11 protein-coding genes are annotated in these 14,088 nt (G+C 39.4%); 6 read left to right on the top strand and 5 right to left on the bottom strand.

Features of this window, described 5'->3' with window-relative positions:
• Positions 1 to 48 precede the first annotated feature (48 nt).
• Positions 49 to 1,668, bottom strand: a complete 1,620-nt coding sequence (locus Q8M62_RS10765) for a S41 family peptidase (RefSeq protein WP_304902349.1) — start codon at positions 1,666 to 1,668, stop codon at positions 49 to 51.
• A gap of 357 nt (positions 1,669 to 2,025) precedes the next feature.
• Here Q8M62_RS10765 and Q8M62_RS10760 point away from each other — a divergent pair, with 357 nt between their 5' ends.
• From Q8M62_RS10760 to Q8M62_RS10750, 3 genes are all read left to right on the top strand, one after another.
• Positions 2,026 to 3,147 carry a hypothetical protein gene (locus Q8M62_RS10760; RefSeq protein ID WP_304902350.1) on the top strand — a complete coding sequence of 374 codons (1,122 nt, stop codon included), beginning with the start codon at positions 2,026 to 2,028 and terminating at the stop codon, positions 3,145 to 3,147.
• A gap of 159 nt (positions 3,148 to 3,306) precedes the next feature.
• Positions 3,307 to 6,309 carry a two-component regulator propeller domain-containing protein gene (locus Q8M62_RS10755; RefSeq protein ID WP_304902351.1) on the top strand — a complete coding sequence of 1,001 codons (3,003 nt, stop codon included), beginning with the start codon at positions 3,307 to 3,309 and terminating at the stop codon, positions 6,307 to 6,309.
• Between the two features lie 161 nt (positions 6,310 to 6,470).
• Positions 6,471 to 7,103 carry a response regulator transcription factor gene (locus Q8M62_RS10750; protein ID WP_304902352.1) on the top strand — a complete coding sequence of 211 codons (633 nt, stop codon included), beginning with the start codon at positions 6,471 to 6,473 and terminating at the stop codon, positions 7,101 to 7,103.
• Between the two features lie 439 nt (positions 7,104 to 7,542).
• Here Q8M62_RS10750 and Q8M62_RS10745 read toward each other — a convergent pair whose 3' ends face one another.
• The gene (locus Q8M62_RS10745) at positions 7,543 to 8,157 is read right to left on the bottom strand and encodes an SIMPL domain-containing protein (protein WP_304902353.1); all 615 of its coding nucleotides are present in this window, start codon (positions 8,155 to 8,157) and stop codon (positions 7,543 to 7,545) included.
• A 381-nt stretch (positions 8,158 to 8,538) separates the two neighbouring features.
• Between Q8M62_RS10745 and Q8M62_RS10740 the strand changes: the two genes are divergently transcribed.
• The 3 genes from Q8M62_RS10740 (at position 8,539) to Q8M62_RS10730 (ending at position 11,361) form a co-directional block, all read left to right on the top strand.
• Positions 8,539 to 9,258, top strand: a complete 720-nt coding sequence (locus tag Q8M62_RS10740) for a hypothetical protein (RefSeq protein WP_304902354.1) — start codon at positions 8,539 to 8,541, stop codon at positions 9,256 to 9,258.
• Between the two features lie 231 nt (positions 9,259 to 9,489).
• Positions 9,490 to 10,500 carry an FAD:protein FMN transferase gene (locus Q8M62_RS10735; protein WP_304902355.1) on the top strand — a complete coding sequence of 337 codons (1,011 nt, stop codon included), beginning with the start codon at positions 9,490 to 9,492 and terminating at the stop codon, positions 10,498 to 10,500.
• Between the two features lie 120 nt (positions 10,501 to 10,620).
• On the top strand, positions 10,621 to 11,361 hold the full coding sequence (locus Q8M62_RS10730; protein WP_304902356.1) for a class I SAM-dependent methyltransferase: 741 nt from the start codon (positions 10,621 to 10,623) through the stop codon (positions 11,359 to 11,361).
• A gap of 275 nt (positions 11,362 to 11,636) precedes the next feature.
• Here the strand turns inward: Q8M62_RS10730 and Q8M62_RS10725 are convergent, their stop codons facing one another.
• From Q8M62_RS10725 to Q8M62_RS10715, 3 genes are all read right to left on the bottom strand, one after another.
• Positions 11,637 to 12,449 carry a glucose 1-dehydrogenase gene (locus Q8M62_RS10725; protein ID WP_304902357.1) on the bottom strand — a complete coding sequence of 271 codons (813 nt, stop codon included), beginning with the start codon at positions 12,447 to 12,449 and terminating at the stop codon, positions 11,637 to 11,639.
• 169 nt (positions 12,450 to 12,618) lie between these two features.
• Complete coding sequence (locus tag Q8M62_RS10720) at positions 12,619 to 13,059, bottom strand: hypothetical protein (RefSeq protein WP_304902358.1); 441 nt, start codon at positions 13,057 to 13,059, stop codon at positions 12,619 to 12,621.
• Positions 13,060 to 13,104: 45 nt separating this feature from the next.
• Positions 13,105 to 13,713, bottom strand: a complete 609-nt coding sequence (locus tag Q8M62_RS10715; protein WP_304902359.1) for a c-type cytochrome — start codon at positions 13,711 to 13,713, stop codon at positions 13,105 to 13,107.
• Between the last annotated feature and the right edge of the window lie 375 nt (positions 13,714 to 14,088).

Here is a 14,088-nt window from a genome sequence, read left to right as displayed (position 1 = left end):
AGTTTATTGAGTCAACTAATTATTCCGATACCGCAGTCTCGTTTGTAATTAATCTTCTTTTCCATCCAGTAATTCCATGGCTCTTCTGATCCAGTCTTCATTGTCCTCGATATAGATCTGGGGTGGAATTCCCACAAATTCATATTTTCTGGCATCTTCATATCTAGTGGTGCTCATATTCAGCCGGTATCCCATTGGGGTTATTACAGGAAAAACATTTCCATAACCCTTGTACCCACCGGAATTCTGACCGAGTGTAATCACTTTGCTGTTTTGGTTGGCGAGTAAAATTAGATTCTCGCAGGTACTGGCACAACCTCTGTCTATCAGAAGCACGATTTTTTGTGGAAGACCCGGTAATTTTTCCGTGTCGGTAAATGTTTTCATGTAATTTTTATCTTCGCCAAGGAGGTTGGTAAACGTATAGCTTTTAGCTCCTAAGTTTACTCTCCTTTCATGTCCCAAGTCATCAATGGAGTCGAACATTGGCACAAAGACTCTGCTGGGAGAGTTCTCAAATTTTTGCACCAGCTTACCAAAATTTGTAATTGTCTCTAAACCATAGCTCAAAGAATCAGCTTGCATTTCCTGTAGAAATTCCTTGTAAATCCGATAATTATCCTCGGTTACATAAAGTTGGGGAAGCTCAGTATAGATGGTGTCAGTATACATCAATGGCATCAAACCACTTAGCAAAGCATCACTTCCGCCCCCATTACCCCGGACATCAATGATCAATTTGGGAAGACTCAGGATGTCTTCCTGATGGGCCAGGAGAACTGAATCAAACATTGATTTTAAATAGCCTTCAAAAGTTTTGATAGAGAGATATCCTACATCCTCCTTAATTTTTTTAAAGTCAAAAGGGCCTTTGGCTTGATTATTTATGGCTGTTTGAGCTTCATTTTGGGTACTTTCCAGGCCCTTCTTTACCCAAGAACCGAGCTTTCTTCCATCATAAATTACTGCTTCAGTATTTAGGCCATAGTACTTATAGTAGTAAAAACCCTTAAAACTGTTTTCTCCTGTCTGCTTTAATTCAAACTTCACCTGACCGGGTTGCCACAGTTTGGATTTGGAATCCAGGATAATACCGTAATAATCTCTGAAGGCATTTTGGTTTTTGACCAAGGCCACTTTGTACGAACCATCAGAGCTTTGATAAATTCCTTCAATTTCATTGGAAGTTGCTGTAGCAAGAGATTTTTCCAGAGCTGCGAGATCCAAATCGACCCGTTCTCTTTTTTGAAAATGGGGAGACCTCAAAAACTCCTGAAAAGCAGCTTCATCGGATTCATCGAAAATATAGCCGGGGTCATTGATTTGGGTATGATTGTCTTTGAAAAAATTCAGATATCGTTGGAGGTAAATCAGACAATGGTCGTCTATGGAATCATCAGAGATCTCAGATTTTATTTTCTGCACAAATGATTCATAATCTCCTCTGTTAGCCTCATTCACATTGTCATTGAATGCAGCAAAGTTCGTTTCTATATAACCTTGGAGAAATTGAAATTCACTTAAGCAAGCACATTTCTCTAGCCCTTGTGAAAAGGAGGAATTAGAGAAAATACAAAAGAATAGCATGGATAGGATCCATTGTTTTTTCCCGGCCAAAATAGATTTCCTCGAGGTGGTAATGGAGAATTCTTTTCTATGAGTTTTCATTTGTTTCACCAGTTTAACCCGGATTTTGCATTAGGTTTCGTTATGAGGGCGGTAATTGCAATAAAATCAGGCTGTTTGGAGGCTGAGGCATAGCACCGCTATGGTGAAGTCGAAAGCAGCAACGTAGTGACTGATTTTGAAGCAATTAATGCCCGCAATAGAATTGCTAATGCATAATGCGGGTTTAATTTAAAACTGATGGATTTTTTCCTCCATTGGTTGCATGAAGCTGTTTTTTCAATTCCTGGACCTTCCCGCTTGCTACTCGGTAATTGAATTGCAGAAATAAACTGCTAGCCATGCAACCATTTTTTATCCCGATCCATCATGGGTTAAAATCAAAAACTGTTTAATCCGATGGCTAGAAAAATTTTAATCTTAAACGCACTTGTATTTTCCCTGCTTTTATTTTCCTGTGAGGATAAAAGAGAAATCTTGCCGGTAGAGAAGACCGCTTCAGTAGCTTTCAGTATTCCGTCTGCCAGTATTCCTGAAAATGCAACACAAGGCTTGGAGATCAAGCTTTCCCTAAGTGTACCTGCCTCAGGTGATGGGGCAGTTGACTTGCAGTTGTTGGGAGGTAAATCCAATTCCAGATTTGTTACTCAACCTGCTTTTGATGCAAATTTCAAATTGAGACTTCCCGTATCCAAAGGCACCACAGAGCTTTCTTTCAAAGTGATCCCGGTAGATGATCATTTGTACAACGGTACAGCGGAATTTAGAATTGAACTTGTAAATGTCGTGGGGGACTTGGTAAAAGGCAGTAATAAGTTTATGGATCTCAGCATCATCGACAATGAATTGTCGGGAAAGTTGAAGTATTTCGAGACCACCGGTATGGGTTCTTACCGACAGGAATTTGAATATTCTCATCTGGGAAAAATCAATCGTGTGGCTTGGCAATCCAACCTGAATCTTGCTCTTGCAGGCCAATACCAGTACCTCTATAATGACTTGGGCAATATTGTCCGGATCAATACAGTTCCAGACCAGTCTCAGCAAATCTTTTTCTACGAGGGAGGGAAATTGAGACGGAGTGAAAAATCCAATTCCAATGACTTCACAGAGTATGATGTGTATAGTTTTGATGGCAACAATTACCTAACAGGTATTGAGTCGTTTCGAAGGATTCCGGGTGGAAGTGACCAATTGACATCCACTACTGTATTTAGCTATTTCAGCAGTGGAAGCGTACATACCATCACTACTTATGCATTTGAAGCCCCGGTCAGTTACAGGGTAATCAAAAAGGTCACTTATGAGGATTACATTCAAAAATCAAATCCACTACCATATTATCAGGATATTCCGGGTTTACCGATCCAACATTATCTTCCTCAAAGGATGATTGTGGAGGAGCACGGAACCACCTTTACCTACCAATTTGAGTATCAGTTTGACGGCAATAACCAAGTAAAGAAAAGGATAACAACAGGTCCGAGCGGAGTAGAGACGACCCAATTCCATTATTATTAAGTTGAGGGAAACGTTTAAATAGAATTACTGCTTAAATCAATCTGATCGGGGTCAAAAATTTTCCCGAATCAAGATTCCAGCCAAAAACCACATAAACATGTGATTCGACGTGCTTTATGAGAAAAATATGGGCTCCAGTTTGTACTTTTAGCCACATACATGAAGTCGACAGTTACTTGCTTTTGTGTTTTTTGGCTGGCTTTTACTTTGGAGGCCAATGCTCAGCGATACTTTAACCGATTGACGGTTCAGGACGGGCTTGCATCCAACAATGTCTATTCCATTTGGCAAGACAAAAAAGGGTACATCTGGATCGGGAGCAGCAACGGTCTTCAACGATTTGACGGTAAATTTTTTCTCTATTTCGAGATTCGTAAACCCAATCATTTACCCGCCAACCCAGTCCACCAAATCATGGAGGATAGGGAAGGGAATATGTGGATCAGGTATGGAAATGACTATGGTATATTCAATCCTGCGGATCTGAGTTTTAAAAAAATCCCATTTGAAAAGCCCCAGGATGGGTCACTTGGGGAAAGATTATGGATTGATAGCAAAGGGAATGTATTCATCGTTTTTGTCAGGAAGAAAATCCTCTATTACGATAAGGTAAAAGGGGTGTTTACAGAAGAAAATTCTCCGATCAAATTGCCTGATGGATATCGTTCCAATTCCATATTTGAAGACACAAAGACAGGATTTTACTGGATTGGCTGCGAAGAAGGAGTAGCCGTGTTTGATCCCAAAACCAAGGAGATATACCATGCTGACAATAAGCCACTGAATCTCCCCAACCTGAATAATACTACGATTAAACAGGCCACAATGTATTTTATTGACAGTGAAAGGAACCATTGGATGGTTTATTGGGATAAAGATCAAAATTTCATATCCTACAGCGAAAAAACAAAACAATACATCCAGTCTGCCGGAGATCTGAAAAACCAATCTCCGGAATACCGGGAGGTGAATAATGCCTTTGAGACCAATTCGGGAGAACTTTGGTTCTATGGAGTCAACAGTCTCTACGTGTCCAAATCAATTATTCATGAATCCTTTGATTTTCTGAGGGATAAATTCTTGAAATACAGTGAAATCTATCAGATGTACGAGGATAGGGAAGGGGGAATATGGTTGGCATCCGATGAGGGGATTTACCATTATGCCGATAATTTTCCCGATATCACCTATGGCTTCTATCCAGATGGAGATCCAAAACATACGTTTTTGGATATTGAGGAAATCCAAACCAATAAGGAACCCCAATTCTGGGTAGCAAGCTGGGGAAGGGGAATAGTGGTTTTGGATAATAAGTTCAAAGAGTTGTCTTCTCGAAAAATTCAGGAAAAAATAAAAGAAAAGTCGGAGACACAGCAAGCATGGACTTTACTGCAGGAAAGAAGGAGTAAAAAGGTATGGGTGGGTGCTCAATTAGGCTGGATTCATATCATCAATCCTGACAACCAGGAGACAAAATTGTACAATTTCCCAATATTTAAAAACTCAACTATTAGGAGCATTTCCCAGGATGTAAAAGGAAATATCTGGTTTACCACGCAACGTGGAGATTTGATTCGTTACCAAGCCGATCAGCCCATTGAAAATGCCTCTTTCCAGCTGATACGGGAATTTAAGGGCTTTGCTGTTGATCACTTAGTAGACAATCAAAATAGGGTATGGGTTTGTACTAGCAATAGCGGAGTATTTTGCCTGGATGCCGATACAGGTGAAGTCCTCAAGCATCTAAATGACAGCATCCTTTCCTCCAACAAACAGGAAAGAATCACCCAGCTGAATGACAGCATTTTTTTCTTTGGCCATTACCTTTTGAATGCCTATAACGATAAGAGTGGCGAAAACAGAATCCTTTCCTATTCAGACGGGATGATCAGCAATGAGATTCTCAAAATGCTGGTTGACAAGGACGGATTCTTATGGATTTATACCCCAAGTGGAATCTGTAGGTATAATTACTATCAAAATTCATTCACACCCTATGGTCAAAAAGACGGCCTTGGTTTGTTGGAATTGGATGGATATGGAGGCTTGGTGACCCAAGATGGTAAGCTGATTTTCACAGGATACAGTTCCTTGGTTTCGTTTAACCCCAGTCAGTTCAACAGTTCTATTAAACCGGACCGGCCATCCTTGACCAGTATCAAACTGTTTGATAACTTTTTGTTTGTGGATTCTTTGAATACTGATGCCAAACGGACCTTTCGGCATGATCAAAATGCCTTTACCTTTTTCTTCAGTTCCCTCAGTTATGCCAATCAGGATAAACTCAAATACTTTTATCGCCTATCAGATATAGATCAGGAATGGAGATCCGGTGGCCAAAACAGTATGGCTGTTTATTCTTTATTGCCTCCGGGACGCTATACACTAGAATACAGGAGTGAAAATGAAGAAGGCATTTCCTCACCAATCGGCTCATTTGTTTTTAGAATAACCCCTCCTTATTACGAGGCATGGTGGTTTAGAACACTGTTGGCAATTTTGGTCATTGCCACTGTAGTTCTGATCTACAAATTGAATTTGAATAGAATCATGGCCGTCGTTCAAATCAGAAACAGAGTAGCAAGAGACCTCCATGATGATATGGGGTCTACTTTGAGTACGATCAATATCCTGAGTGCCATGGCCAAGACTAAGCTAAATACCGATCCTGTCAAAACCAGTGAGTATATTTCCAAAATCTCGGACAACAGCCAGCGAATGATGGAGGCAATGGATGATATCGTATGGAATATCAAGCCTCAAAATGACAGCATGGAAAAGGTAATTGCCAGGATGCGGGAATTTGCCACCAATGCCATGGAAGCTAAGGACATTGATTTCAGATTTGATGTGGATGAAGATATCTACAAAATCAAACTCCCGATGGATGCCAGGCGTGACTTATTTTTGGTGTTTAAGGAATCTGTAAACAACATGGTGAAGTACTCAAAATGCAGCCGTGCTTTTATCCACTTCTCTTTGAGGAAAGGCATGCTGCAAATGCGGGTTAGAGATTATGGACAAGGCTTTGACATGGAGCAGGCTGATTCAGGTAATGGACTAAGCAACATGAAAAAAAGAGCAGAAAGTCTGGGGGGTGAATTGAGCATCACCTCCGAAAAAGGGGAGGGGACGGCCGTGGTTTTGGAAATCAGGGTATAAATTTAGAAAGGAATTATTGGCAGCAGAGGAGAGGTCATTTGGAAATCGGAGTTCAAAGTCTTTCGACTTAATTCTAACTTAATTGATTCCAATAAAACCACTCTAATATGTGATTGAGGCGCTTTTGTGACACATTTATATTTGAAATAAAAATTTCAAAAATGATTAAACTTTTGATATACGAGGATAATCCACAGTTGAGAGAAGGCTTGACTATGTTGATTGATGGGAGTGATGGTTTCCAAGTGTTAGGAGCTTTTAAAAACTGCTCCAACATCGCTTTTGAAGTGGGTTCGTACAAACCTGATGTGATTCTGATGGACATTGACATGCCGGTGGTCAACGGGATCGAAGGACTCAAAATTGTCAGGCAGATCAATACCGAAATCAGCATCTTGATGCTGACCGTTTTTGATGACCATAAAAATATTTTTGAAGCACTTCAGAATGGTGCAAATGGGTACATTTTAAAGAAAACTCCTCCAGCCAAATTACTGGAATACATACAGGAAGCGGCTACAGGTGGCGCTCCCATGACTGCCTCGGTAGCTGCCCAGGTTTTGAAGATGTTTTCGCTCATTAACATTCCGGCTGATAATGATTATAACCTAACCGAGCGGGAAAAGCAGGTTTTGCAACTATTAGTCAAAGGATATTCTTATAAAATGATTGCCTCGGAAATATTCATTGCAATGGACACTGTACGAAGCCACATCAAAAAGATCTATGAGAAACTGCACGTGAATTCAAAGTCTGAGGCAGTGGCCAAGGCCTTTAGGGATAGGATTGTCTAAAGTAGGATCAGCCTGTATTTCTGACTTTACAGGTTTTTGAAAATCCCGAAGGGGCTTATTGTATTAGCTGGAGAATACAAAAACAGCAAACATGCTAACCAGGGAAATCGCTTTTAAAATCTATGTCACCCCTTTGGGGTTTTATTACATGCATGCCCTATCTATTCTATAATAATTTCAGTCATACTGGCTTTCAAATCCCGAAGGGATGAAAAGATTATAGCTATAGACGTGTTTATCAGGTAAGATAACCCCAAAGGGGTGACATCATTTTTATCGAAAGTGGTAAAAGCGATTTCCCTGACATGCTAACTAGTTAAAGCGAGATTTTCATAATAAGAGTTAGTCTAGTTGGGGATAAGCATAGCTATTACAGATGATTGGAAAGTATAAAGTTGAATGGCATTCACTCCATCATAACTATTTTAACCAGCATAATTTACCTCAAAGTCGCCTTAACTTTGACCTTTTTGCCCAATCTGTTATTGTAAATAATTCCTTCCAGTGAATTGATGTAGGAACCCATATCATCCAATTCTGATACTTCAACAACCTTAAATTCCTTTCCTAATCCGTCTGCATAAATTTTTATTTTGTTCTTGGCATTTTTCAGTGCAGCTTCAAAAAGCTCGGTTTGAAGGGTCTCAATTTGAGCCAAATCTATATAAGTTCCGCTAGAATTGATAAAACCCGGGATTTTTTGCTTTTCGACAATTTCTGCTAGCTCGCTAATGTCCTTTCCTTTTTTTAGGATTATACCATAGGCGATCGAATAAATTAATTTTTTACCCTTGCTCTCCCCACCTTCTTCCTGATGAACATTTTGATACTGGAGTTTCGGCGCAAATTCAGAAAGTTTTCCATGTTCGATCAGTTCTTTAAAATCCTGTAACTGATTTGCATCACCAATAAAATTGATGGTGACAGCTAATTGATTGGTGATAATTTCTTTTTCTGAAATTCCAATCATTTCAATAGTTTCCGGTGAATCATTGAGCCTACAGGATGAAATAAGGATACTTGAGGCCAAAACAATTAAGATCGACTTTTTCATAAATTTTTGAAGAGTATAAGATTCATTTTAAAACAAACCCAAATTGAATCTTGAAATAGAATTTCAATTTGATTCCTTACAAACCAGGATCAATTTCTGCCTTTCGTTCAATGTAAATGGGCAAGTTGTATTGCACGAGATCAGGACTGGCTTTTTGAATTGAATGTTACAGGTTATATCTCAAAATCACACCAATATGTGATGCTCAAACTTTTTCCACCTTAGCATGCAACCTCAACCAAGCATATTCCATCTTTCCTAAAATTCGACAACAGGAACTCGAGCATGGTCCCGTACTTGGTAAAACACCAAGATGCCCCGATAGCTATCAGGGAAACATGCGAGATTACATGTGGCCTCTCAAAAACAAATTATAATCGTATGAAAAAATTAGTGCTATCCACCTTGTTTCTATCCTTCCTTTTTGCTGCGCAATCTTATTCTCAATCCTTGTTGCCGGCCCTCGAAGAAATGCCAATGTCCCAAGATGCGTATCTCAATCTCAAAGACGGACAACGGATTAACGGCAAAATAATTTACACCGTCAGCGGAAGAGGGGTCAATAAAGTTGCCATTAGGGATGACAATGGAAACAAGCATGAATACAAGTCACCTCAAATTGAAGAATTTGGGATTTTCTCCAATGGCCTGGTGAAAATGCAGTACTTGAATGAGAGTGCTTCTTCCATCAAGGCAATGTTCAAAACTGAAAGAAGTGCGGTCAAGCTCAATGATTATGTGGTTTTCAGAAATGCAACAATGAAAGGTGGAAAAGAACTGTTGTTACAATTATTGAACCCTCATTTTGATGAAAGGATTCAGGTTTACCACTCGGTAAATTCCCGAAAAACTACGCCACTGAGAAAAGGCGCTATCACCCTGACAGGTGAAATGCAACGAGCCTATCTGGTATCTAAGGACGGATTGCCTGTGGTCAAAGTCAAAAAGGGAAGTTATAAAAAGTCATTTCGGGGCTTTTTCGCAGATTGCCCAAATATGTTGACTGTCAAAAATCCGAAATTCAGGGATTTCGGCAAGCATATATATTACTACACCGAAAACTGCGGGGATGAACTTCCGGAATATTTTTGGGAAGATTGAATAACCTGATTATACGCTATTCTCCCAGTAAGCAAATTTAACAACTCATTTGGGCCGGATGTCGGGTGTCCGATGTCCGATGAAGCCTAACATTTGGTGTTTTTGGGTAATTTTTACTCTATTCAAATGCTACTGGCAGGATTCTGTAGATCCATATAAAATAATTTCTTAAGAAATATTTATCCAAGGAACAATTTACAATCCCTCAACCTTTTATCGCCGAACTCATCTGTGAATAACAATATTCCCAAATTCTTTCTTTTTTCACTGGTTGTACTAATACCCCTTTCGCTTTTCCTGTATTATTTGAAGAAAGAGGCGATGCCTTTTATTTACATGGAGGGAAAGGCATTGGGTGTTTTTTATTCCCTTTCTTTTCAGGGCGTTGCCCATTTTGAAAAAAGTCTGGATTCAATGATCAATGAATTTGACTTGGCACTGAATTACAACAGGCCGGATTCGGAAATCTCCAGATTCAACAGGAATGGGTATGTAGAATTCAGGACTCCATTTCTTTATCAGGTGCTTGAAGAATCCCGGAAATATTCTGATTCCTACAATGGGGCTGTAAGCCACATGATGCTGCCGCTGATTTTAGCCTGGGGACAGGATTTTGCCAATAAGCGCCTGATGACTGAAGATCGAATCACCGAATTGATATCCCTTTGCCAACCCGAGAATATTGAAATAAACCGTCAGTTTGCCAAAGCAAAAAAAGAAGGGGTCATGATCAACTTGAGTTACATCGACAAAGGATATCTGATTGATTTGCTGGCAGAATATTTACTCAAAAACGGTATCAGGAATTTTCAGATTGAATTTGGAACCGATGCTATTTCTTACGGTAAAAACCCCAAAAACAATGACCATAGATTGGTGACCATTCATCCTGAAGGTTCCGGTGAGTCTAAAAGTATCATTAAAGAAACAAGGCTCAGAAACAGCGCCTACAGCAGCAGCGGCAATTTCGAGAAGTTTTACGTGGACGAAAGGGGATTCAAGCATTCCCATCTCCTGGATCCCCGCACGGGAAAACCGATCGACAACAAAATCCTGTCTGCTCATGTCAAGGCTCCTACCTGTACCAAGGCAGATGCTTTGGCTACTATCTGTATGATCTTGAGCTTGGAGGAATCCCAAAGAATCATTACGTCTGATCCCACTCTGGAGGCCTTGATTGTATATAATGACAGGGGTAAATTGAACACTTGGAGGTCCAAGGGTTTTGATTTTACGAATTAGTTGGAGTCAGGTATTTCTTTTATTTGAACCAGACATTTGGTTTTTACAGTATCAATAGTGACTTAGACCTGATTTCATTCTGTACCTCAGAAACGTTAACTTTAGCTGTTGCTCTAAAAAATGAAAGATAATTTCTCCAAACAATCTGACAACTACGCAAGATTCAGACCTCCATATCCAAGTGATTTTTTTAGTTATTTAAATTCACTTGTCGAAGATAAAATAACTGCTTGGGATTGTGGAACAGGAAACGGTCAGGTTGCCTTTGAATTGGCGAAGACTTTTAAACGAGTATATGCAACAGACATTAGCCAATCTCAAATTGACCATGCTTTTAAAGCAGAAAATATTTTTTATTCTGTTCAGCCTGCCGAACGAACTCACTTTGAAAAAAATCAATTTAACTTAATTGTAACAGCGCAAGCAATACATTGGTTTGACTTTGAAAAGTTTTATTCAGAAGTACTTCGAACTGCAAGAGAGAATTCTATTATTTGTGTTGTTGGATATGGAAGAGTAAAAATTTCACAAAAAATTGACAATATAATCAATGACTTTTATTTAAATACTATTGGGTTGTATTGGGATAGCGAACGGAGATATATAGATGAAAATTATCTTACAATTCCTTTTCCATTTGCAGAAATCCAAACACCATTATTTATTAACAAACAGACCTGGAATTTGGAGCATTTAGTCGGATATTTGAATACTTGGTCTGCTGTAAAGCATTTTATCAAAGATAAAGGTTACAATCCTATTGATACTTTGCAAATGGAACTTGCAAAGTATTGGGAATTGAATGAAATAAAATCTGTTTCATTTCCAATGCTACTAAGAATAGGAAAAATAAAGTACTAAATAAGAGATGAAAGTATCTCAAAAGTGGTAATTAGAGAATCTTTAAACCTTTATAAATTCCTTTACTTAGGGATCTGTAAATTTCTTCAATTCACTCAGGATTTAATGGTCTTGGCTATAGTTGCCTAGCTTGGAGTATCCATAATATCTAGTAAAACAGAATATTATGCTTTCTTGATAGGGTCAGGGAGTACTTTTTTTCTGGGAGGAATCGTTTAGTTAAGGTGATTCTCAAACGGCAGTAAAAGTTGCTCCCCAAACCCAATTAAAAAATATCAGGAACCAAGGTGTTCAGGCCTGGCCTCTGCCCCTGCCAAAATTCCTCCATCCACATTGAGTTCTATTCCGGTGATGTATTTGGATTCTTCGGAAGCCAGAAATAAGGCCGCATAAGCCACATCCATTGGTTCTCCAAATTTACCCAATGGAATCCCATTTTCAACGGATTTGATAATCGCTTCTCTTACCTCTCCTTCTCCCAACATCGCGTCCCACATAGGGGTCATAATGGCGGCAGGATGAATGGAATTGCATCGAATTTGATAACCTTTCTCTGCACAATGAAGAGCTACTGATTTGGTGTGATTTCTGATTCCTGCTTTACTGGCAGCATAAGCTGCGGCACCCGGAATTCCTACTATCCCACTTCTGGAGGATATATTGATTATACTTCCTGCACCCTTTCGCTTCATCAATTTGATACCGTATTTACAGCCCAGCATCGTGCCATTCAGGTTGACATCCAAAACTTCATTCCATGAGGCAGAATCTACATCCTCAACATCATGGGGTCCTTTGGTTTCCAAAAATCCCGTGATTCCGGCATTGTTGACCAAAATATCCAAGCCTCCGAATTCAATGATGATTTTTTCAAAAATGATTTTCCACTCTCCTTCATGTCTTACATTCAGCGGACAGAAAAAAGCACCTTCTCCTAATTCCTTGGCTAATGCTCTTCCCTGGTCTTCAAGAATATCTGTTATGATTACGATGGCACCTTCCCGGTGAAAAAGCCTTGCAGTGGCCTCACCTATTCCTCTGGCAGCCCCTGTGATAAGGGCTGTTTTTCCTGTTAATCTCTCTTTCATATATATCTGGTTTTTGTAATTAAAAGTAAGGTGTAATCTAACTTACACCTTGATTGTGATGGGTATTGTATTGTTGAAATATCTTTAATAGCAATAATACTTTTTTAAAAAAAAGAATCGCTGGATTTCATGATTTGAAACCAGCGATCTCTGCAATTTGGGAAAGAAACTAAAACTTGATCGTTATCAGTTTTTCATCCTCCCATTTTTCAAGAAATTTCCCAAAGGCCTTCATCTGAATGGTTTCACCAATTTTGACTTGATGAAAATATCCATAACTGACTTTATACCTATTGATATCCACTGGCACTAATTTCCAAAACTTCATTTTGTTTAGTTCATATGGAATATCCTTGAAAGGAATCCAACCGGTAGTCTCCTCTACTATTTTTATTTCCTGAGCTGTATTTTTATCCACAAGGCTCACTCCCACATTTAAATTGACAAAATAGGTATCATACTGTGAGGAGCTATAATCCTTATCCGTATAAAATTCAAAGGTTATATTTTTATCCTTCTCCAGGGTTGGTATTTCAGGTTCAGGCTCAACGTATCCACATGAAAAAAGGATAGAGGAAGTTAAAAGAGCCAAAAACAGGGCATTTTTCATTTTTTTTTAGATTTAATTGGTTTCGATATACTTAAGATTTCCCCATCAATTCACGGCATGCGATGGAGGCATGGCATTGGGGACGAGATTGTCGATAGGTTTGATGGATTTCAGGTAGGCAAAAATTGCCTTCGTCTCCAGATCCGTCATATGGCTGTACATATCCCATGGCATTGGTGGCAATAATTGTCTGGCCGTCTTTATCCCTTTATATCTTCCTTCTCTAAGAGCAATTGAAAATTGTTCTTCAGTCCAAGATCCTGTTCCTGTTTCATCATCGGGCGTTAGGTTTGCTGCATAAGTGATACCCCATGGCCCGATCCATGCAGTTAGCGTCTGCGTCGCAGCTACTCCTTTTTGCTCTAGTTCAGCCCGGTCGATTTCGGGTAGGGGTAGAGCTGCAGGGTGTCCGGATAGCTGAAGTTCGAAATCCAATTCTGGCCCATTAGGCCCCATCTTCTTTGGAGTATGGCAATCATGGCAGCCGGAAACTAAGGTCAGATGCTTGCCATATTCTTCCAGTGTCGGAAATCCATTAATTGCTTCACTTGGTTTAAGTTCAGGCAGTTCTGTTTTCGCAGCCGGTTGGCATTCACTCAGACCCAAAACAGCTATAAGTGATAGCCCTAGGGGAATAATTATTCTGTTTTTCATTTTTAGAAGTTGGTTAAGTAAACAATAAATTCTAGAAGTGATGATTGGAAAAATGAGAGTAGGGTTGCTTTGTACCTGATTTTTTGTGAAGAAGGTATTTGAAAAAGTCATTCTTTTATTTCTAATAGTGGTACCTCCGTGATCATCCTATTTTCTCCATTTCACCCAAACATGTGATTTCTGTACCCTTTTGAACCGACTACTTTTGCATCAGTAGATTAAACCCGCATTATGCATTAGCAATTCTATTACGGGCATTAATTGCTTCAAAATCAGTCACTACGTTGCTGCTTTCGACTTCACCATAGCGGTGCTATGCCTCAGTCTCCAAGCAGCCTGATTTTATTGCAATTACCGCCCTCATAACGAAACCTA

The organism is Algoriphagus sp. (assembly GCF_030694375.1).
GTDB lineage: Bacteria > Bacteroidota > Bacteroidia > Cytophagales > Cyclobacteriaceae > Algoriphagus.
This window is presented reverse-complemented; position numbering and strand designations above follow the sequence as displayed.